The following is a 20569-nucleotide window of genomic DNA, read 5'->3' on the forward strand; positions in this document are numbered from 1 at the left end:
CCATTATTGGGCTCGATGACGTCGCCGCGCAAGATATTTTATCGTTTCGTCATGAGATCAGATTGCCTTTCGGCAAATCCCCTTCGACCGCGATAATGCGCTGAATGTGAATTGGCTCATTTGAGGTGGGCGCGCTGGTACCGAATGCCGGAAGGATTCGCAGATAGAAATTATACCCCGCCGGGTTGATATCGTGGTCTATGGCGACCCCGTTGGCTATCGCCCACATCCAACCGCTATTGCCGAAGATGTTGGCACCTCCGAATTGCAGGGCGGAACAAACGATTGTCCGGACTGCGCTGCCACTTTTCGTAACCAACGTTATGTAGGGCAGACGCTGCTTCTCGTTGTTCTTGTAAAGTACGGCGAAAGAAACGGTCCTGCCTATCATCGCTATGGCTTCCGTATTGCGGAAATAGCGCGTGAGCCCGGCGATCTGGCTGCCATTTGGATAGAGGGCGAGGCTGCTTGCGAAGGACGGGGAGAAGATGATTTCGGTGGCTTTGGTGGCGGAACCTGGTGAAGTCATTCCCCAGCCCGTCGGAACGGAACCAGTCCAATCGGTAAAATCGCCATTGCCGATGAGATTGGCGGCAGGCAGCTTTGGCCAGCAAGGTGTCTGGAAGCTGTTATCGCGTGCCGATCCCAGATAGGAATCGAACAGGGTCCGGGCAATCAGCCGGGAGCCCGCCTCGTTCGGGTGAACATTGTCCCGATAAAGGGCGGTGTCCTTGCCCTTCGCCAGAAATGCGGCATTCGTATCCACCAGCGTGAGGTTCGGATGGGATCGGGCCAGATCGAGTATTGCCTGATAGACCTTGTCGTAACCCGTCCCATCCCGCCACGGGTTCTGCGTGGTGATGAGTTGCGGAGCATTTGGCCATTGCCATTCGGTCATTCCCAGCGGTCCGAGCAGGGTGGACCGTCCAGAGCTCAAAATGCCGCCGGGCGCTTCGAAGGTCTGCATATTGTGGCCATGATGCATGATGCAGAGATCGGGGCGGGGAATCTTCAGCGCCGCTGTGCGCTGTTCCGCAAGCATGTAACCCGCCATGCCGCCGGGCAGCGTCGCAAGATAGAGCGTCAGCGTCGCTCCTTTGCCGGCGCGCAGCGTGACCGGGGGCGCATAGGTTTTTGGCCCGGTGGCGGCGCTCGTCTCCCATTCCGCCCAGCGGTATAACACAACAGTCGTATCGTGCAGATCGCCGAGCATCATCGCAAATTGCTGAAATGGTCCGGCTTCGGCATGGGCGGTGCTGTCGCCGTTCACGAAGATCGTGGCATTCTGGCCGGCTGCCAGACGGGCCCGCAGGGGCGAGAAAGCGGTCAGGGGAAAACCGATGTCACCCATGTTTCGGGAACGTATGCCGAGCGTTAAGCCGATCATGCGGCCACCTCTTCCGTTCGCGCCGTATATATGCATATGTTGTGTTCGGGCAGTGTCATCGTTCGTTCTCCTGGTCTGGCTTCAGAATAGTTCCGCCACGAGGCCCGGGGAAAAAATGCCGGGAGCGAAACAGAAAACAGCGCATGAAAACGAGCGTCATGAATTTTTCTTCGATCTCGCTTGAAGTGTAAAAATAGAATATTCTTCTAATTATTATTGTTATTATTGAATTTTATTACGAATAAAGGTTTTGATGCTGGTGTTTTTATCTAGCGACATGCGTTTCCGCGCAGCTTTCGGTGAAGATATTCCTGTCGCTTTCGGGCAGGTTCGTTGTTTTTGCCGGTCGGCTGCTCATGCCCGCAATCACAGACAGATGCATCGTCGGTCCTCTCATCCGGCAGGGGAGACGCCATGACATCCGCTCTTTTCGTCAGCCATACCGGAGAGAAGGGCGGCGCCGAACTTTTTCTAACGGACCTCGTCAAGGCGGGTCCGCACTCCTGGCGTGCCTGTTTTCTCAGCGGCGGTGCGGCCGCAGACGATCTCGTTGATGCGGGGCGGGCTCCGGTCATGCTGTCCGCCGGAGAAAAAATGCTGTCGATCCGCCGCAATGCGTCCTTCGGGGCTCTGTTGCGCGGAGCGGCCGACGTGATGGCGGTTGCCTGGCAATTGAGCCGGGAGGCGAGGAGCTATGATGTGATCTGCGCCAACTCGCAAAAGGCGCTTTTTGTCTGTGCCTTGGCCGCGAAGCTCAGCCGTCGGCCGCTTGTCTGGATTTTGCACGACATCGTCACCGATCCGGCTTTCAGCGCCACCAACCGCCGCGCCTCGCTGGCATTTGCGCGCCTTTTCGCCAGGCTGGTGGCTGTCAATTCCGAAGAGACGGGCCGGGCTTTCATCGAGGCCGGCGGTGAGGCGGATAAGGTTCGCATCGTTTACAATGGCTTCGACCCTACGAAAGCAAGGTTTTACGAGCCCGGCAAGGCCGGGCGGCTGCGCGCGGAACTGGGCCTTGGTCCGCAACCGCTTGTCGGCCTTTTTGGCCGGCTGAGCGAATGGAAGGGACAACATGTGTTTCTGGACGCGATTGCGGCGATGGAGGGCGTGCAGGCGGTCATCGTCGGCGGCGCGCTTTTCGGGCAGGAGGCCTATGAGACGCGCATCCGCGAACAGGCATCCCGTCTCGGTCTCGACGGTCGCGTCCGTTTCCTCGGTTTCCGCCCGGATGTGCCGGAACTGATGGCGGCGATGGATGTGGTTGCTCATACCTCGATTGTTGCCGAGCCCTTCGGCCGTGTGGTGGTGGAGGCAATGATGTGCGGGCGTCCGGTTGTCGCCACGCGCGGCGGCGGTGTTACCGAAATCATCCGTGACGGCGAAACCGGCCTTCTCGTGCCGCCGGGGGATGCATCGGCGCTGGCAGCGGCGATCGGCTGTGTCCTGTCGCAACCTGCTCTGGCGGAAAGGCTGGCGCAAAAGGGGCGGGAGGATGTGAGCCAGCGTTTCTCGCTGGAGGAAACCTGCCGCTCCGTTTCTGCGCTGCTGACGGAGGCGGCGTGAAGTTTCGCCCGGCGATCGACAGGAACAGGCAATGCCGGCAGGCGGAAGGGTCAGGATGCGCATTCTCGTAAACATGCCTAGCCAATATGGCGGCAAGGCCTCCGGTGTGGCCCGCGTGACCTTCAGCCTGCTGGAGCGGTTGCTGGAACAGACGACCGACGATTATGTTTTGCGTTCTCCCTGGACGCGGGCGCAACTGCCTGAAAACCTGCGCGACAGCCGGTTGCAGCTCATCGAGACTCCGCGGCCGCGCGTCATGGTTTTCGATGTGGTGCGTCAGGCTGCGATGCTGCCCGCGCTCTGCCGCCGGCACGGTATCGATGTGCTGTTTAATGCTGATCCTTTCGGAAGTCCCCTCGGCGGCAAACGGCGTCTCACCCTTGTTCATGATCTTTATTTCAAAACCATTCCCGAACAGATCGGCTGGCGGGCGACCCTGACGACCGATTTCATCTTCAAGCTGATGATGGCCGGTTCGGATCGGGTCATCTGCGTATCCGAAGCGACGCGGAAGGATCTTGGACGTTTCTATCCAGCCGCTGCCGATAAGAGCCTTACCATTCATTCCGACAGCACGCTGAATGTCGATCCCGGGGCTTTCGACACGGTGCCGCCTGTTCCTGGACGCTACATACTGGCGGTCGGAAACGCGACGTCCAATAAGAATTTCGCTCTCCTGGGCAAAGCCTTTGCCATACTTGGCAAAAAATGGCCGGATTTGCGCATCGTGCATGTTGGCCGCGACGAGGCGGAGGAAATCGCCAGCGCGCTGGACGACCCGGAGCTGCAGGGCCGGTTGATCCGGCTTTCTGGCATAGATGACCGGCAACTGGCCGAACTTTACCGTCACGCAGCCTGCCTTTGCGTCCCCTCCACCTATGAAGGCTTCTGCCTGCCGGTGCTGGAAGCGCAGCAGCTGGGATGCCCGGTCGTCTGCTCCAATCGTTCCGCAACACCGGAGATTGCCGGCGAAGGCGCCCTGACTTTCGATCCGGCGGATGCTCAAAGCCTTGTCGACACGCTTGAGCGATTTTTAGACAATCCGGAACTGGCAGAAAATCTCCGCCAGGCGGGTTATGAAAACCGCAAATTATATTCGTGGCGGAAGGCGGCGGAGAGCTACGCGCGGCTTTTCAAGCAAGGAGCCGCAGCCTGAGGAGGGACGCTGTCGTCACGGTCATGCGGTTTTGCACACATCCGCATAGAGCTTTTCATAGGCCGCGACGACCCCTTCAGGCTCAACGCCCTGGCGAATTCGCTCCCGGGTTTCAGGTGTTTCCGCAAGCATGGCGGGATTGCGCATCGCCTCTGCCATGCGAGCGGCCAGTTCGGCGGCATTGCCCGGGGCGAACAGGCGTTCCGGCCTGTCCGCGCCGATCTGTTCGGCGACACCCGCAAGATTTGCGCCGATGACGGGTACGCCGCGCAGAATGGCTTCAGCGACTGTGCGGCCGAAGGCCTCCGGCCATAGGGGCGGTACGATGAGGCAATCTATGCCGGCGAAGAAATGATCGGCTTCCACATAGCCCGGAAATTCGACCGGCAGGCCGGCTGCCTTTTGCTGATAGGTCTCGATACCATCCGGCGCGCGGCCTGCCATGACCGCCCGCCAGCCCTGCGGCGGCAAAAGCCGCAACGCTTCGATCAGCAAGTCAGCCCCTTTCGCTGCTTCGATGCGGCCCAGATAGCCGAAAACCAGCGGCTCGCCGGGCGCGCGGGCAATACGCGGTTCTGGCGAATCTGGCGGTGAGATGGCGTTCCAGATCACCGTGCGGCGGTTTTCGGGAACATGGGTGAAAAAGCCGGCCCGCACATGGCGTTCGACGATATCGCGACCAACGCCGGAGACAGCATCGACTGCGCATTGGCAACGCCGGTGGAGATAGGAAAAGGCACGGCATTTTTTGCTGCTGCCATCGCAGATATGCCCATCATGAAACAGGGAGCCATTGGTGCACATGCTCGTGAAATCATGCAGCGAATGAACCAGCGGAACGCCGCGCTTGCGGATCATCGGCCAGATCAGCGGCGTCAGTTCCGATAGTGAATGGGTATTGACCACGTCCGGCCGGAAATCATCGATCACACGCGCAAGCCGGCGAACGAGGCGCGGATCCAGTTGCACGGCGATCTTATAATATTTTCGTTTCCATTCCGGTTGTTGCCCCCAGTCGCCGATGAAGAACGGCGTGGTATGCCCGAGGCGGTGAATGGTGAAACCATCGCGTTGTTCCGCTGTCTGCTCTTCACGCGAGATGGCGGCCACTGTGACCGTGTGCCCCTTATCCGCAAGTCCACGCGCAAGGTCTTCCACGAATATTTCCGCACCGCCCACCCGATCCGGAGAAAACAGCGAGGTTACTTGCAATATCCGCATGCTCAAATTCCTGCGCCTTTAAGATCACGAAACCTGTTTTGCATCCGCGAGATCCGTTATTGCAGACGAAGCGGCGTTTGTACTGTCTGGTCTGAATGGCCCGGCGCCGGCATTGCAGCGTCTTCCGGAAATTGTCTCCGCCTTTTGCGACCCTCCCGCTCCATTCCGGGCGGGTTCAGGCAAAGCGTGACGACCGGGGCGAGGAAAACGGCATAGGCCATGGCAAAGCCCGGAATCTGCAGCGAAAAATCAAGCGTCGAATGCAGCAGGACGAGCAGCAGCGCGGCAAGGCCGAGATGAGAGGCATAACGATAATTTCTGCGCTTCAGTGCCCCGCGAACGAAAATCACCAGTTGGATGAGCACAAAAAAAGCGAGGTAAAACGGGAAGGCCGCACCGAGTGTCAGCAATCCCTCCGCGTAGACATTGTGGGCATGGGTGACGACGGCGTCCACCCCGCATCGCGCCACATGATAGGGCGCATAGATTTCCGTAAAGCTTGCAAGGCCCGACCCCTGCGGCCAATTGTCGGCGATGGCGCGGGCGATGCCCGGCATGTAGCAGAAGCGCATATCGTCTTCCAAACGCGTTTCCATGCGAAGCGCCACCCGGTTGGCGAAAAGCGCGAAGAGGGCGATGGCGATTGCGATCAGGAGCGCGGCACGACGTCTCGTCCCGCGCTGCCTGCGCCGGCTGGAGGCCCCATTGCGGCCGGTTCTGGCGGGAGAGTTGAACACAATCAGCAGGATCAGCAAAATCAGCGCTACGAGGCTTGAGCCGATGCCGGCACGCGATCCCGTCAACATCAACGCGATGAAACAAAAGCCCGCGAGGACGCTGAGAAAAGCGGCCCTGCGGATGAGCTGTTTCTGCTCCGCCGGCACGGTCAGGCGATTTGCCACGAGCGCCTTTACTCTCGCCCAATCTGGAGCGAGGAGGCTTTTATGTAACAATGCGGCGAGCGTGAGAAGGATGAGACCGAAGAAGGTCGCGGCGGTATTGCGGTTGACAAAAAGGCCGGTGAGGCTGCCGAGGTAGAAACGCTTCTGGATGAAGCCGAGAGCTTCGGGGAAAAGCACGAATTGCACGATGGAAAACAGCGCGAGCCAGCCACCGGCGATTGCGAACCATCGCAGCGTCTTCGCCGCACGCTCGTCGCTGTCGAAAAGCACGAGGCCGGTCATGAAGGCGCCGAAGGGCAGGGCCGCGCTCATGAGGCCGAGCCGGTCATCCGCAGGTGTCAGCGAGATTGTGGCGGCTGGCGCAGTCTGCATGAACATGGCGGCGGTGGACCATGCCGGATTGGCGCGCGCGATGCCGGGTATGGAGGATGTCTGCAACAGCACCTGAACGATGAGCGCTCCCAATAAAAGGCAGGCCACCGCGAGTACCTTGCCCGCACCGGCCTTCGGAGGTCCGAACAGGAGGATCGATGGCACCAGCAGGAGATAGATCGCGGTCGTGACGACGATGCGACTTTCGATTTCCGTTGCGCCCCTATTGAGAAGCGCCAGCAGAAATATTGCCCAGAATGCGACTATTGCAACAGGCCGAACATAGTCCCGAACCGCCGCCAGTGGGGGCTGCGAGGAGGAGAGCGGTTCTGATCGGGCTTCGGTGAGCGACATATCTTTGGGCTTTGTCGGAATTGTTTGTGGTGGCTATGCCGCGAATATCGACGAGGCTCAGCCGTTTCATCGTTTCAGATCATGACAGCGGCGCGGAGCGTTTTGTGTCTGCCGGCGGTGGCTTTGGGCAGACTTCCGCCAGGGTCCATCGCAGGATTTCTCCCTGTTTGCCGCAGACGACGGCCGTATCCGCCTCGCGGGCCGGCTCGGCCTCGGTCAAGGTGTTCTTCGGAAACTGCTGCCACATCACGAAACGCCCACGGATCAGATTGGCATCGGCAGGCCCATAGAGCTGGGAGAAGTTCATCAGCACGGCCACTTCCATGGGTGAGGCGTTGCGCAATGAACGGAGCATGGCAAGACGCAGCCAGACGTCGCCATTTGCGGGAAAACAAGAGAGCGAATGGCGAATAAAGGTCTCGGCAAAACCGAGACGCGCCGCGCCGGAATCGGATGCCGGATCGACGCCATTTGCATCGAGATCGGCCAGAACGAGCCTTAGTCCGGCCTTGACGATATCCGAACGGCAGATTTTTTCGGTAACGATGGGCTGAAGTTCAGGGACCGTTTCCGCAAGGAGATCTGGCGCGAGGCCATTATTGTCGTCGGCGATCCGCGCCAATGCGACAATATCGGAAAAACGTCGGCTTTGTGAAAAGGCCTGCGCCGCGACGGACAGGACAAAGATGGAAATGACGAGGACCGGTACGACCGCGAGGATTTTCCGCAGGCGCATCACGCCGTCACGCCTGGTCATGGTAATATCGAGTATAGCGCGAATGATAATATTCGCTCGAACCATAGGCGCGGTAAAGCTTCAGCTTTTCGGTGTCCACCTTGTTGAGGACGACGCCGAGACACTTCTTGCGGATATGAACCTCGTTCTCCACCGTGTTCCGCACTGCCCTGCGGGCGGTTTTGCCCCATTCGGTGACGAAGATAAAACCGTCGATCCGCCCCGCCATGGCGCGGGCATCGACCACCGGCCCGAGCGGGGGCAGGTCGACGATGATATAGTCGAAAGCATTGCTCGCTTCGGCCAGCAGCTTGTGCATCTGCGCTGAGGTCAGCAGTTCGGAGGAATGAGGGACACGCTGTTTGACCACCGTGGGCAGGAAAGCGAGCCGTGTCTTTTCGTCACGAAGCAGCACATCCTGCACGCTGCGGCCTTCCAGCAATACTTCGAGCAGGCCCTCGCTCGCGTGACGCGCCATGGCGCGCGTGGCGCCGGGATTGCGAATATCGGCATCCAGCAGCAGGACCCGCGCACCCTGCCCGGCAAGCAACTGTGCCAGATTGATGGAGATCGTGGATTTCCCTTCGCTCGGCAAGGCTGAGACGACACCGACAATGCGCGCTCCGCTTTTGGCGGGAATACCGAGATCGATGGCAAGTCTGGTGCTGCGCAGGGTTTCGGCGAAAGAGGAGAGCGGATGGTCGACCGCGTAGCGCGCAACGCTGGTGGGGCGCGTCAGGGCCGGATGGCCGCCTTCCTGATCTTCTATTACGGCCTTGTTCTGGATGAGTGGGGTATTGCCGAGGAATTCCAGCCCGAGAACATCGCGAACCTGTTCGCCAGTGCGGAAAAACCGGTCGCGGAATTCACGGAACATGGCGATGCCGCCACCGGCCGCGGCACCCATGATCATGAAGAGGGCCAAAATGATGGTCTTGTTCGGCTTGCTCGGAATTCTGGGCGGCATCGCCTTGGAAATCACGCGCGCTTCCGTCACGGGGAAGGATTGCTGCTGCATCGCTTCCTGATATCGCTGCAGGAAGGTCTGGTACATGTTCTTGTAGGTTTCGGCCTCACGCTGCAATTCGCGCAGCTGAACCTGTGTCTCGCTGGCCGAGTTGCTAATGTCGGTCGCCTTGGCGACACTTTCGGCGAGCGATTTTTCCCTTGCTTCGGAGACTTCCAGATCGCTTTTGTAACTTTGCGCGATGCGGCTGATTTCCTGGAACATCAACCGTCGGTATTCCTGCATTTCATTGCGCAGACGCACCGCCTGAATGTGGTTGCTGCTGAGCCTGCTGGTAATTTCCGCCTCAGTCTTGGAGGCTTCGAGATATTTTTTGCGCAGATCGTTGGCGACCGAGCTGTCGAGAATATCGGTAACCACCGCATCGACATCGTCGGTGGCGAGAATATGTTCGATGCGTTGCACCCGCGCCCGCGCCCTGGCCGTTTCCGACTGCGCCAAAATCAGCGCGCTGTTGGATTCCGCCAGCTGCTGATCGGAGAGCAGGCCGTCATTGCCGGTCGAGATCAGATTATGTTCAGCGCGAAACTTCTGCACGGCCAGATCGGTTTCGAGCGCCCGCTGGCGCAACTCGGCAATACGGTCGGACAACCAGTCGCTGGCCCGCCGCGTCGCCTCGTATTTGGAATTCAGCTTGTCCACCAGATAGGCCGAGGCCACGGCATTGACGATCTGCGCGGCGAGAACCGGCGATGTCGAATTATAGGTGAGTTCCAGCGCATATGTCCGGCCGATGCGCTTGACGCTGAGGCCGTTGAGCAGCTGGTCCGACAGCGATCTCTTCAGGGTTCCATCGTCAACCACCGCCTCTTTTTTCTTCGCTGGCGAGAACCATTGCGAAACATTGACGAGCGAGCGGATGGTGCCGAATATCGAGCTTAGAAGCGATGCGCGTGTTGCCCTGAATTCCTGATTTTCCGTGAGGTTGAGACTATCGACAACGGCAAGCCCGATGGTTTCCGATTGCAGAACCTCGACCTGGCTGAGAATGGAAGCTTCATCCTCTATGACGCCACCGATCGTCGAAAGCTGTTCGACAATCTGGCTGTTGTTGCGGTCGATCAGCAGCGTCGCCGTCGCCGAATAGATCGGAACGGCCGTTGCGGCAAAGGCGAGGCCGATTGCCCCGGCGACTGCGACGGCGGCGAGCACGATGCGCCACTGCCGGCGGATCATCGCAAGAACGGCGTCGATATCGATAAATTCGGCCGTCAGCCCGCTTTTATCGTAGTCAGCCATCGTCAGGGGATCGTGCCTTTGTAACAACTGTCAGCCTCGCTCTTTTCGGCGGGCGCAGGGCCCGCCAAGTCACGGTTGCATCACAGAACTGGCGGCAGCCTTCCTCACGGGAAAGGCGACAAAGCCAAACTCAAACGGGACTTGTGCTCGTCGTCGTGCTGGTGCTGCCGGTTGAAAGCGATCTGCCGCGGCCAGCCGGCGGGCTTCCGCCACCCGCCTGTGCGGTGCCGCCTGCGGCACCTGCCGTTCCCGAACCGCCGATGCTGTTGGCGCTTGCCGGCGAGGAACCGGCGCCGCCGATCGGCGAGGCCGCTGCTGCTGCCGCCGCAGGGGCGGCCGGACCGGCAGCCGTTCCTTCGATATTTTCGCTAAAGGCGATCAGGAGATCGGCGGGTACGTTGGCGCCCTTTGTCTGCAACTGGATGGCGGCTGCGAGTATCGTATTGCCGTTCCTCATCGCGGTGGCGTGGGCAAGCGCTAGGCCTTCGCCGACGACTTCGGAGAAGTCCTTGTTACCAACCTTCTGGGCCAGTGCGACGATGGTGGGCAACTGGCCGGAGTCACTCAGGATGAGGCCGGAAAGCTGTTCGGAGAACTGTGCCGCGCTGGTGGAAACGGCGATGATCGGAAACCCGCTCGTCACTTTTCCGGTTACGTCGGCCGCTGCTGCATCCGTGCTGGAAGCGATGGTGACCAGATCCCTGATCGTCCCCTGTGTCGGAGACTGCTTGAACAGTTCCGCTGCGGCGATGGAAACCGTGTCCGGATTGGTGGTGTTGACGCGGCTCAGAAATGCGGCGGTGGTTTCATCGGCGGCCTTGACGGGCGCGCCTGTTGCAGCGCTCTCGGCCGAGGGCGCCTGTTGCGGTGCGGCCGGCGGTGCGGTTTCCACGTTCTGTGCGTTGGCGACAGCGGAAAAGAGACCCATGCTGGCAATAAACATCGCACCAACGAACATCGAGCCGTTACGAATGCGGGGCATCCAACTCTCCAAATCTTTTAAAATACGACTTTAAATACATCCAATGCCGGGCAAGGTTACCCAACATTTAAAATTTCTTTTTAAATCGCACAGCCCAAGCAAAGGATCAAGCGCTAAAATAAACCGGCGTCGGAAACCCTCAGCTATTGTTAACGGCCGCCCTTGCCTTTCTCCGGTTTGTTCATGACACGGCGACTTTCCGTGGCGATGTTATCAGCCGGTCACGCAGCCAGATATTGGCCGGCGTTTCGACAAGGACGTGGAAGGTGTGGGCTATGGCGACGGTGCTGACGACGATGACGAGATAAACGAGGTTGCTCCATTCGGGCGGGAACGTGACGCCGCCGAGCGCGATTTTGAAGCCCCGGAAAATAAACGGGTGCAGCAGGTAAAGCGCATAGGATGAATCGCCAAGTTTTGCCAGCGGCTGTGCGAAACGGGGCAGGGAGATGTTTCTGGTCAAGGTCGCCGCCGTCATCAGCAAAATCGCGCCGCCGCCGAAAACGAGCAGCCGCGAAAAGGAATAGCAGCCCGGATCGCATTGGAACCCAATCCTGCTCAGATCGGTCAGCATCCAGAGCGCCAGGCCGCACAGGGCCGTCGCAAGCCCGAGCAGGGGCGGCAGGCGAACGCCTCTCAGGAAGAGGACCGCCAGGAACATGCCCGCGACGAATTCGAGAATGATCGGCTGGAACCAGAAGCTGAACGGCAGGCCGAGATCGAAGGCGGAGCCGATCATGACAGCGGCAAACAGTACGCCGGCTGTCGTGAATACCGCGCGCTCCAGCGGCAGGAAGATGAACGCTGCGAAAACGATATAAAAGAACATTTCGTAATTCAGCGTCCAGCCGAGATCGATCAGCGGAAACGGATAGGCGTCGCCATAACCCATGCTGTCATAGGGAATAAACAGGTAGGAGGTGAGGATCGACTGTAACGGCGGGAAGGCCTTTGCACTGATAAGGGTCACGCTGGCGGCCATGGCAAGCCGCAGGGTCAGCACAAACCAGTAAAGCGGAACGATGCGGAGAAACCGGCGCAGCAGAAACGCCGAACGACCGCCTGTCGCTGCGAAATAGGGCCGGGATGCATAAACGATGACAAAGCCGGAAATGACGAAAAACAGGTCGACACCGCCACCCAGCCGCAGCAGATGCAGTGGGAAAAGCGTGAATTGCCAGTTCACGTCTGCGTGCAGCGCAACAATCATGGTTGCCGCGACGGCGCGCATCACCTGAAGAACATCAAGACGCTGCGCCCCGGCAGCGGGCGCTTCTTTAAAGTTTTTCATCATCGTCAATCTATAAAAATAAAGATATATTTAGTATTATATTGCGGCCGCTTTTGCGGGGCGGAAGTCCAGTATTCAAGCAGGCTATCATGCAATGGACAGGCGCGATACACACAATTTTGCGATGCGGCATTTCCTGCGCGCCATTCAGAAAACTTCCAGAACCGTAAGCTGGTCGCTGACCGAAAGCCGGTATTGCCCGCTTTCCTGCGTGATTGTCTGCTGGCTAACGGAGCCGTCATCGCGGAAACGGTGTGCGATAACATGACTATGCTGGCCGGCCACCGAAAATGTCGCAATCCGTTCGGCGGGCGGGTTTTCGATGCGGGCCGGCCATTGCCAGCCGGAAATTCCCAGCCAGACAGGCACGAGCAAAGCACCGTCCGTTCTTGTAAGGTGAAGGGATAATCTTTGGGAATCGGCGGTGAGGAAATCGAGCTGTCGTTCCTCCGGTCCGGTTTGCCGTTCTGCCCTGCAGAGGGAAAGAAGGGCGCGAACGGCCTCGTAGGCCGGGGTGCGGCTCAGATCGTGGCGCAGGAGGCCGAAGGAGGATTCCGGGTTTGTCTCATCGGCGGCGAAGCTTGAAACCATTTCATAGATGTAGGACCGGCGGATACCGCTGATGAAGCACCAGAGCAGCATGCGCGGCATATAGCGCGCCTTGATGCCTTCGGTAACGGGGAAATGAAATGTCTTGGTTTGCAGCGAGGTATGGTAGCCCATTTCCGTGGCGAGCACCGGCCTGCCGGCCGCTATATGCGCCGAAGCGGCGACGGATTTCGAGAGTGCCCCCGGACCGGTCGTTTCGGGATGCTCCATCCCGGCGTAAGCGTGGATATTGCCGTAATCGCAGGCATTTTTCAGGTCCAGCGCCAGCGCTCTGTTCGACAGGACATAACTTGGCGCCGCAACTGGCACCGCACTCAGGCGCGGAACCGAACGGATGGTGTCGTGCAGCGCCGCCTGATGCTCCGCCGAAATGCGCGGAGCATTTTGCGGATCCTTCGTCAGGTTCGGTTCATTGCTGCCCTCGAAAACATCGATACCCGCGTCGCACCAGTCGTAGAAATCCGCCAGCCTGTCGAGCGGCGTGGAAACGTAAGGGTTGAGATTGTCGTAACAGATGATGGTGAGGCGAACGCCCGCCGCCACGATCCGGCGCAGCCGCCGAAAGACGGGGCTGTCGCGACTGTCTCTCGCGGTGATCAGCCCGTCATCGCGCAGATGCCGGACGCCCAGTGCTTCGAGTTCGGGCACGATCCGCTCGAACTGTTCCGGATAGACGCCCGTGGGACGGGTGAAGTGACCGCACACCCCTACGCTGTCCAGAAAGGCTTCGGTACTGGCTGAAGCAACCGTCTGCGCCCGTGCGGGAATGGCTTGCAAACCGGAGGCGGCGACCAATGCAAGCGGCGCGGCTGAAAGCAGGTTGCGCCGTGTCAGGCTGCCCATGGCTATCGGCGTTTTTCCATTCATCTGCGCCTCCTGGTGTGTCCGGAGAAAATATAAGCCAGACGTCAACACATGGACGTCGCCGTTTAAATGGCGATGATGCCTCTCAACACGTCGAGATCAGAATGTCTTGGAAGTTTTCGGCATCTACAATCGCCCTGAAATCCATGTGTTTGAAATAAAACAGATATTATCAACTGGAATACGATCAAAAGCTGCAACGCAACCGATTTCTTCCGATTGCCTGCACTTTAAAGTGGCTAAACCGTAACACGAGACCGGTTCTTTTCGCAACACCGCATGACTTTTGCCGCGTCGCGAAAAAAATCACTTGAAATAGCGTCGATTCCCGTGCTTTTTGAAAAGTAGATTTTGGTAATTCATATTTTCAAACATTAGTTCTGCTCCGGCTCTTTTATTTTTGCAGATGTCTCACTGGTCTCCTGGAATGAAGGGAGACGAACGAGCCCGGGATGGACGCCATAGATTTTCGATGAAGGAAAACAGAGCGTATCCGCATGAGAATTCTCCATCTTAGCAGCCTTTATCCGCCGCATATCGTTGGTGGATGCGAACGCTCGGTCGAACATCTCGCCGAGGAACTCGTTTCCATGGGACATACGGTCGGCGCCGCCTGTATCGAGCGGCAGGCCGAACCGAAAACCATGCGCAACGGCGTCTCCGTCTACCGCATGTTCCATAATAACGATTTCTGGCTCGAGGACTGGCCGCAATATTCGCCGCAGCAGCGGCGCATGCAGAAGCTCAAGCAGCAGTGGAATTTCGACGTCGAAAAGCAGTTCGAAGCCGTTCTCGACGATTTCAAGCCTGACGTTCTCAACACCCACTCGCTTCTGGATGTGACGACGCTGGTGTGGCGGGCGGCGCATAAGCGCGGCATTCCGATCGTTCACACGATCTGCGAATATGATCTCCTGTGCGGCAACGCCGCCATGTTCAAGGGCGGCAAGCCCTGCGAGCACATTCATCTCGGCTGTCAGGCGGTGAATTTCACCAAGAAATTCACCCAGCGTTATATCGGCGCTGTCGCAAGCGTCGGCACGGAAATCCTCAAGACGCATGTCAATCACGGGCTTTTCCACCACATTCCGGAAAGCCTGCGCCGCGTCATCTTTTATTCCTGCACGGTTCCCGAGGGCGATCCCGTCGCCCGCCGGCAGATCGACCGCACTGGCCGGCCGCTGACCTTTGGTTATATCGGCCGCATCAATACGGAAAAAGGCGTCGGCAACATGGTCGATGCCTTCAAGGAAATCGGTCACGGCAACTGGCGCTGTCTGGTCGCTGGCCATGCGATGGACGATTCCATCGAACGTTTCACGGCTCAGGCCGGCGATCTGCCGATCGAATTCGTCGGCTGGGCGAAACCGAAGGAGTTTCTCGAAGAGATCGACGTGCTCATCGTTCCTTCCTTCTGGGCGGAGCCATCGCCACGCACGATCTACGAAGCCTATGCCATGGGCGTGCCGGTCATCGGCGCAGCCTCCGGTGGCATTCCGGAACTGATTGGCGAGACCAACCATGACTGGCTGTTCGAGCCAGGCAACGCCAGCGACCTTGCCGCCCGTATCCGCCGCGTGCTGACGCTCTCGCGCGAAGAATTGCCGACGGAGGCGGATTTCGGAAACATCGTCGAGGAATCCACCTCGCGTCGGGTCGGCGAAAATTATGTGAAACTCTATGAGGACGTCCTGACGCGCTACAGGCAAAGCCGAACCCTGCGTGCATCTTAACCGGCAATGGACCCGGTCCGTTGAAGCGGTTTTCTTCGAAGGAGAGAGCATATGGTGGGAAGCAATAAGGGCAGCCTCCGCTTTCACGGCCTGGGCGTAGACTATTTTGCGGTCGCTGCGCATGTTGCGTCAACGCGGCCGGCTTTACGGGTGGTGAATTGATGTCCGAAGCTACGTCGATAGGCAATGCTGCCCTGAAAGGCGTGTTCTGGTCCATCGTCCAGAACTGGGGCGGCAAGCTTTTCACCTCCATTCTCTTCATCGTTCTGGCCCGTTTCCTCAGCCCCACCGACTACGGCATGGTCGCCACCGCCGGGCTGGTGCTGATGCTGATCCAGATGGTGTCGGAGTTCGGATTCGCAGATGCGATCGTGCAGAAACTCAACCTGGAACCCGGCGATGTCAATCTGCCCTTTTATGCCTCGGTTGCGGTTGCAACGCTGCTGGCCATTGCCGTCTGTGTGTTTTCACCGGAACTGGAACGCTGGTTCGAGGTCGAAGGTCTGGCGCCGGTCATCGTGGCTATCTGCATATTGCTGCCGCTGAACACGGCATCGATGTTTCAGGAGGTGAATTATCGCCGCGCACTGGCTTTCAAGCCGCTGGCAATCAGAACCTTCATATCGAATATCGTCGGCGGCGGCGTGGCGATTGTTTTCGCGATCATGGGCATGGGCGTCTGGAGCCTCGTCGTGCAGACCTATGTCGCCACCCTAGTCACGCTGATCTGGCTCTGGCGAAAGCCGCACTGGCTGCCGGGCACCACTCTCAATCCCGGCACCTTCGTCGAACTGCTTCGCTTCGGTTCGTCGGCGCTCGGCCTTCGTATTGTCGATTTCGCGGCTACGCGCCTGATCGATTTCATGATCCTGGCACATTACGGGGTCGCGCTCTTCGGCCTCTACACCGTGGGCAGCAGGCTCTATCAACTTCTGATGCAATTGCTTCAGGCGGCGCTCTATGACGTCTCGCTGACGGTGCTTTCACGCATATCGCACGAACGGGAACGAATGGCGGCGCTCTACAAGCAGTCGATCACCATGTCGGCGATCTTCTCGACACCGGTCTTCGTGCTGGCCGCGGCATTGGCGCCAGAAATCTGCAACGTCCTGTTCGGTGCGCGATGGCAGGGTGCCGATGGGGTGGCGCAACCGCTGCTCCTGCTCGGCGCGCTGCAATGCGTTCAGTTTCAAAACGCGCCTTTCCTTTCCGCGCGCGGCAAGCCGAACAAGGTGCTGATTGCCGGAAGTATCAAGGCGATTTCCACCATCCTGCTGATCCTGCTGGTTCCAACGGACAGCATCAGGGAGATCGTCATTGTTTATGCGGTCGGACAACTGACCTCCACGCCCTTCACTTTTTTCTTCATCGCCCGCGAGCTTGGCATCGGGCTGTGGCGAATATTCCTCCTGCTTCTGCCGAGCTTCGCCTCCAGCGGATTCTGCTTCCTGCTCGTTCAATGGATGCGTCCAGAGGTCAAGCTGCTGGGCGCCGGGGATTTCATATCCGGCGTCATGCTCGGCTGCATTTTCGGCGCGGCCTATCTTCTGCTTCTGGTGCTCACCGCGCGGAACGAGGCCCGGTCGGCCATCGCGCTCGTCATGGGCAAAATCATTTCCCGAAAGGAAAGCAAATGCGCAAGCTGATAAAAAAAATACTGCCGGCGCCGCTGCGCCAGAGAGCGGTGAAATATATCGAGCGGCGCAACCGGGATATCGCCTTCCGGCAACTCTTTGACGATCTGCAGGAATTGAAGGCAGGCATGAAACCCGCCGCTGCCGGCGGTCCGTTAAGCCGGCTTTTGATCGTAGCTGGCGACCCGATCACCCTTTTCGGCTCGTTGGGCGATGACGCCATGATTACCGCGACGCTGCAACATGCCCGTGCGAGCAATCCCGATGTCGAGATAGACATCCTTGTCGATGGGATGGATTATGCTGATTCCGCTTATCAGAGGGGCTTCGTTCCCGTCGATATCTTTGGCAAGACCAATTTCATTAAAGCCCTGGCGCAGCAGTTTGCGACAAGAAAATACGACTGTGTCGTCGTTGTCGGCGCCGATGTCATGGATGGATATTACCACCCGTTGGTCAGCGCGAAACTTCTCGCAAGCGCGGATCTCGCCGCCGCTGCCGGAATAAGGAACGTCGTTCTCGGTTTCAGTTTCAATGAAACGCCGCATGCCCCTCTGGCAATGTTCTATCGTTCCCTTCACCCGGAATGCTCGCTCAAGGTGCGTGACGTGATCTCGCTTGAGCGTCTGCAATCCTTCGCGAAGACGAATGCGGCGCTCGTCTCCGATTCGGCGTTCAGTCTCGTTCCATCGGAGCCTGACGAGGACACACGTTCATGGATCGCGCGAAAGCGGGCCGAGGGATACAGGGTCATGGGTTTCAACCTGCATCCAATGCTGTTCAAAAATGCCGACCGCGCGCAGACCGAGGCGGTCATCAGGCATGCGGCGGAAGCACTGCAATTTGCAACCGATGCGCGGCCGGTGTGCTGGCTGCTTATCCCGCATGATTACCGCGACAATGTCGGCGACCAGGCCTATCTGAAAGCCATAACCGAATTGGTCCCGGGATCGCGAGCCGACAGGGTCCGATATCTCGACGGAAAATGGTCGGCGCCTGTTTTGAAAGGGATCGCAGGCCAGCTTGATGGTCTCGTCAGCGGCCGCATGCATCTTGCCATCGCCGCACTGGGGAAAGGCGTTCCCGCGATATGCATCGCCTATCAGGGTAAGTTTGAAGGGCTTTATCGGCATTTTGGCCTGTCTGCAGCCAATCTGCTTTCGCCGGCCGCATTCCACACTCAAGACGGGATAAAGAAGGCTCTGGTGGAATTTATCGATCAATCCGACGAGATTCGTGAACGGGTCGGGAAAAGGCTGCCGGATATTCTTGCGATGTCCAAGAGCAATTTTCAGGTGTTCGAGACCTTCTCGGCACAGGCCTGAGTTCGTTCATGAAAGTCGCTTTCGTCTCGGCATTTCCGGTCGTTCCCGCCAATGAAGGTGCGCGAAGCAGGATTCTCCAGCTCGCGCGCGCCGTACGCAGCCTCGGTCACGAGGTGCATTTCGTTCACGTCGCGGGTACGATTGCCGCCGATTTCGATCGGGCGGGGCATGAGGCGGAATTCGGGCCTGATCATCTGCACCTTGTTTCACGGCATGCAGGCGGCTTGAGAAGCAGGCTTGCCGGTGACGTCGGTTTCGACCTTGGTTTGACGGCGTTTCGAGCCGTCCGAAAGGTCCACCGGTTATTTGGCCGCGACAGCGGTTTTTATAATTACCTCGATGAGTTCTATTATCCCGAAATCGGCCGGCAGGTTCGGGACCTTCAGCGCCGGCTTGGTCTCGATGCTGTCATTGTCGAATATGCCTTTCATTCGCGGGCGTTCCTGGGATTGCCGAAGGGTGTGCTGCGCATTCTCGATACCCATGATTCCTTCGCTGACCGACACAAGGCTTTCGTCAATACCGCGAACAAATATGGATACTGGTTCTCCGTTCCGCCGGCCGTGGAAAGCAAGGCTTTCCGCCGTGCGGATGTGGTTGTCGCCATTCAGGAGGAAGAAGAGCGGACGTTCAGGCAGCGGCTGGGGGGGGAGCCGCCGGTTGTTGCTACCGTCAGCCATATTCTCGATCTCGGCGGAAGAGTGGAAGACTTAACACCGAGCGACTTCTTGTTCCTCGGTTCCGGCAACGACGCTAACATCATTTCCCTGAAGGGGTTCCTCCAGAACGTCATGCCGCTGGTCAGGGCTGCCCGGCCGGATATTCGTCTGGTTCTGGCGGGCGGCATATGCGGCAAGATCGAAGACGGGGAAGGCATTCTCAAGCTCGGTCGCGTGGATAATTTGAAGGACGCCTTCGCGCGCGCGCCGCTCTCCATCAATCCCATCACGCTCGGAACAGGCATCAATATAAAATTGCTCGATGCCCTGGCTGCCGGTGTGCCGACGATCAGCACCCGCACAGGTGTTAGGGGGCTTTCGGAACGATACCGGCGCGGCGTGGTCATTGTGGAGGACAATGACCATCGGGCTTTCGCCGACGCGATCCTGCAGCTCGCCTCCAGCCGCGATCAGCGGCAGGAACTGGGAAACAGGGCGTTTGAGGACGCCGTTGAATGGAATCGCGAGCAAATGGCGGTCCTCGATGATATTCTGAGCGGCAGGCAGGTTGGTTGAAACCAAAGCCCTGACGCCGCCATCGGGCCTTGTTCAGTTAGTGTGGACTGATGCGGGTGGGCAACGCGCGCTCAACCGATCAGGTGCAAGCCCGCATCCGAAAGCCTGAGAACGGTGAGCCTGCCTGTGGTGAATGCACCCGTGTCGATGCCGATCCGTTGCGGGCCGGTTTCCGGCTCGGTTACCGGCGTGTGGCCGTGGATGACGACGAGATCCAGTCCGGCCCCCTGCGACAGGAACGGCTCCCTGATCCAGAGCATGTCCTCATCGGTCTGCGCCTCCAGCGGCAATCCCGGTCTCAAGCCGGCATGCACAAAAATATAGGGTCCTATCCGGGCGTAGATCGGCAGGCTGGATAAAAGCTGGCGGTGGGTCTGCGGAATTGCGCCGAGCAGGGCGTCCCTGAATGGCTGCAGTCTCAGGCGGCCCTTTTGCAGGAAATAGTCGATATCGACGCCGTAGGATAAAAGCGTCTGGCGGCCGCCAAAGTCCAGCCAGTGCATATTCTGCTGCGGATTTTCGAGAAAGTCATGGAAGAGTTGCTCATGGTTGCCGCAAAGCGCAATACGGCGCAGCGGCGCGGGCGGCGGCTGAAGCAAATGTTCGAGAACGCCACGGGAATCGCGTCCGCGATCGACATAGTCGCCGAGGAGAACGACCAGCGCGGGAGAAGGGTCGGGTCCCAGATCGGCAAGGATTTTCCGCTCCGCCTGCAACAGCAGGTCGAGGCTGCCATGCACGTCGCCAATGGCATAGATCGGGAAGGAGGCCGGCTTGTCGCCAAGGTCAATTCTGCGCCGCCTCCGGTCGTCGCGGGAGGCTGGTTGTTTACGACCGCGAATCCAGTTGAGCACCTTGGGCATAGCTGCCGATACTGTCTCTCCCGCACAAGGTCAAGAGCGTTGAAGGCGGCTGTCGCATCACCCGCCAAAGCTGCGT

The 20569-nt window shown here is 58.8% G+C and carries 15 protein-coding genes; 6 read left to right on the forward strand and 9 right to left on the reverse strand.

What is annotated here, in order from left to right; translation table 11 throughout:
* Window positions 1-49: 49 nt before the first annotated feature.
* Window positions 50-1387: an SGNH/GDSL hydrolase family protein gene (locus tag ACQZ5N_RS07350; protein WP_448732534.1), complete on the reverse strand. Its 1338-nt coding sequence runs from the start codon at window positions 1385-1387 to the stop codon at window positions 50-52.
* A gap of 414 nt (window positions 1388-1801) precedes the next feature.
* Here ACQZ5N_RS07350 and ACQZ5N_RS07355 point away from each other — a divergent pair, with 414 nt between their 5' ends.
* Together ACQZ5N_RS07355 and ACQZ5N_RS07360 are read left to right on the forward strand one after the other, a co-directional pair.
* On the forward strand, window positions 1802-2950 hold the full coding sequence (locus ACQZ5N_RS07355) for a glycosyltransferase family 4 protein (protein WP_448732535.1): 1149 nt from the start codon (window positions 1802-1804) through the stop codon (window positions 2948-2950).
* 55 nt (window positions 2951-3005) lie between these two features.
* Window positions 3006-4106: a glycosyltransferase family 4 protein gene (locus ACQZ5N_RS07360; protein ID WP_448732536.1), complete on the forward strand. Its 1101-nt coding sequence runs from the start codon at window positions 3006-3008 to the stop codon at window positions 4104-4106.
* 21 nt (window positions 4107-4127) lie between these two features.
* Here ACQZ5N_RS07360 and ACQZ5N_RS07365 read toward each other — a convergent pair whose 3' ends face one another.
* The 7 genes from ACQZ5N_RS07365 to ACQZ5N_RS07395 form a co-directional block, all read right to left on the reverse strand.
* Window positions 4128-5327, reverse strand: a complete 1200-nt coding sequence (locus ACQZ5N_RS07365) for a glycosyltransferase family 4 protein (RefSeq protein ID WP_448732537.1) — start codon at window positions 5325-5327, stop codon at window positions 4128-4130.
* Between the two features lie 56 nt (window positions 5328-5383).
* Window positions 5384-6955: an O-antigen ligase family protein gene (locus tag ACQZ5N_RS07370; RefSeq protein ID WP_448732538.1), complete on the reverse strand. Its 1572-nt coding sequence runs from the start codon at window positions 6953-6955 to the stop codon at window positions 5384-5386.
* 79 nt (window positions 6956-7034) lie between these two features.
* Window positions 7035-7712: a hypothetical protein gene (locus ACQZ5N_RS07375; protein ID WP_448732539.1), complete on the reverse strand. Its 678-nt coding sequence runs from the start codon at window positions 7710-7712 to the stop codon at window positions 7035-7037.
* Window positions 7699-9957, reverse strand: coding sequence for a polysaccharide biosynthesis tyrosine autokinase (locus tag ACQZ5N_RS07380; protein ID WP_448732540.1), 2259 nt, complete (start codon window positions 9955-9957; stop codon window positions 7699-7701). The genes ACQZ5N_RS07375 and ACQZ5N_RS07380 overlap by 14 nt, the downstream gene beginning before the upstream one ends.
* A gap of 130 nt (window positions 9958-10087) precedes the next feature.
* Entirely contained in the window at window positions 10088-10939 is an 852-nt protein-coding gene (locus ACQZ5N_RS07385; protein WP_448732541.1) for a hypothetical protein, read from the reverse strand.
* Window positions 10940-11120: 181 nt separating this feature from the next.
* Window positions 11121-12233, reverse strand: coding sequence for an acyltransferase family protein (locus tag ACQZ5N_RS07390; RefSeq protein WP_448732542.1), 1113 nt, complete (start codon window positions 12231-12233; stop codon window positions 11121-11123).
* A 144-nt stretch (window positions 12234-12377) separates the two neighbouring features.
* Window positions 12378-13706 carry a hypothetical protein gene (locus tag ACQZ5N_RS07395; protein ID WP_448732543.1) on the reverse strand — a complete coding sequence of 443 codons (1329 nt, stop codon included), beginning with the start codon at window positions 13704-13706 and terminating at the stop codon, window positions 12378-12380.
* Between the two features lie 494 nt (window positions 13707-14200).
* Here ACQZ5N_RS07395 and ACQZ5N_RS07400 point away from each other — a divergent pair, with 494 nt between their 5' ends.
* The 4 genes from ACQZ5N_RS07400 to ACQZ5N_RS07415 all read left to right on the forward strand — a co-directional run bounded on the left by ACQZ5N_RS07400 (window position 14201) and on the right by ACQZ5N_RS07415 (window position 19630).
* Window positions 14201-15436 carry a glycosyltransferase family 4 protein gene (locus ACQZ5N_RS07400; RefSeq protein WP_020811771.1) on the forward strand — a complete coding sequence of 412 codons (1236 nt, stop codon included), beginning with the start codon at window positions 14201-14203 and terminating at the stop codon, window positions 15434-15436.
* Between the two features lie 161 nt (window positions 15437-15597).
* The gene (locus tag ACQZ5N_RS07405) at window positions 15598-17082 is read left to right on the forward strand and encodes a lipopolysaccharide biosynthesis protein (protein WP_448732544.1); all 1485 of its coding nucleotides are present in this window, start codon (window positions 15598-15600) and stop codon (window positions 17080-17082) included.
* A complete protein-coding gene (locus ACQZ5N_RS07410) occupies window positions 17070-18395 on the forward strand; it encodes a polysaccharide pyruvyl transferase family protein (protein WP_448732557.1) in 1326 nt (441 codons plus the stop codon). Before ACQZ5N_RS07405 ends, ACQZ5N_RS07410 begins: the two co-directional genes overlap by 13 nt.
* Before the next feature lie 8 nt (window positions 18396-18403).
* On the forward strand, window positions 18404-19630 hold the full coding sequence (locus ACQZ5N_RS07415) for a glycosyltransferase family 4 protein (RefSeq protein WP_448732545.1): 1227 nt from the start codon (window positions 18404-18406) through the stop codon (window positions 19628-19630).
* A gap of 71 nt (window positions 19631-19701) precedes the next feature.
* On the opposite strand, the gene ACQZ5N_RS07420 is transcribed toward ACQZ5N_RS07415, so the two are convergent.
* The gene (locus ACQZ5N_RS07420) at window positions 19702-20493 is read right to left on the reverse strand and encodes a metallophosphoesterase family protein (protein ID WP_080854411.1); all 792 of its coding nucleotides are present in this window, start codon (window positions 20491-20493) and stop codon (window positions 19702-19704) included.
* Between the last annotated feature and the right edge of the window lie 76 nt (window positions 20494-20569).

Source organism: Agrobacterium sp. 22-221-1 (assembly GCF_053522445.1).

Excerpts from the sequence above, each read along its gene's own strand:
- ACQZ5N_RS07350 (WP_448732534.1), bottom strand. The coding sequence starts at position 1,387 with ATGATCGGCTTAACGCTCGGCATACGTTCCCGAAACATGGGTGACATC.
- ACQZ5N_RS07355 (WP_448732535.1), top strand. The coding sequence starts at position 1,802 with ATGACATCCGCTCTTTTCGTCAGCCATACCGGAGAGAAGGGCGGCGCC.
- ACQZ5N_RS07360 (WP_448732536.1), top strand. The coding sequence starts at position 3,006 with ATGCGCATTCTCGTAAACATGCCTAGCCAATATGGCGGCAAGGCCTCC.
- ACQZ5N_RS07365 (WP_448732537.1), bottom strand. The coding sequence starts at position 5,327 with ATGCGGATATTGCAAGTAACCTCGCTGTTTTCTCCGGATCGGGTGGGC.
- ACQZ5N_RS07370 (WP_448732538.1), bottom strand. The coding sequence starts at position 6,955 with ATGTCGCTCACCGAAGCCCGATCAGAACCGCTCTCCTCCTCGCAGCCC.
- ACQZ5N_RS07375 (WP_448732539.1), bottom strand. The coding sequence starts at position 7,712 with ATGACCAGGCGTGACGGCGTGATGCGCCTGCGGAAAATCCTCGCGGTC.
- ACQZ5N_RS07380 (WP_448732540.1), bottom strand. The coding sequence starts at position 9,957 with ATGGCTGACTACGATAAAAGCGGGCTGACGGCCGAATTTATCGATATC.
- ACQZ5N_RS07385 (WP_448732541.1), bottom strand. The coding sequence starts at position 10,939 with ATGCCCCGCATTCGTAACGGCTCGATGTTCGTTGGTGCGATGTTTATT.
- ACQZ5N_RS07390 (WP_448732542.1), bottom strand. The coding sequence starts at position 12,233 with ATGATGAAAAACTTTAAAGAAGCGCCCGCTGCCGGGGCGCAGCGTCTT.
- ACQZ5N_RS07395 (WP_448732543.1), bottom strand. The coding sequence starts at position 13,706 with ATGAATGGAAAAACGCCGATAGCCATGGGCAGCCTGACACGGCGCAAC.
- ACQZ5N_RS07400 (WP_020811771.1), top strand. The coding sequence starts at position 14,201 with ATGAGAATTCTCCATCTTAGCAGCCTTTATCCGCCGCATATCGTTGGT.
- ACQZ5N_RS07405 (WP_448732544.1), top strand. The coding sequence starts at position 15,598 with ATGTCCGAAGCTACGTCGATAGGCAATGCTGCCCTGAAAGGCGTGTTC.
- ACQZ5N_RS07410 (WP_448732557.1), top strand. The coding sequence starts at position 17,070 with ATGCGCAAGCTGATAAAAAAAATACTGCCGGCGCCGCTGCGCCAGAGA.
- ACQZ5N_RS07415 (WP_448732545.1), top strand. The coding sequence starts at position 18,404 with ATGAAAGTCGCTTTCGTCTCGGCATTTCCGGTCGTTCCCGCCAATGAA.
- ACQZ5N_RS07420 (WP_080854411.1), bottom strand. The coding sequence starts at position 20,493 with ATGCCCAAGGTGCTCAACTGGATTCGCGGTCGTAAACAACCAGCCTCC.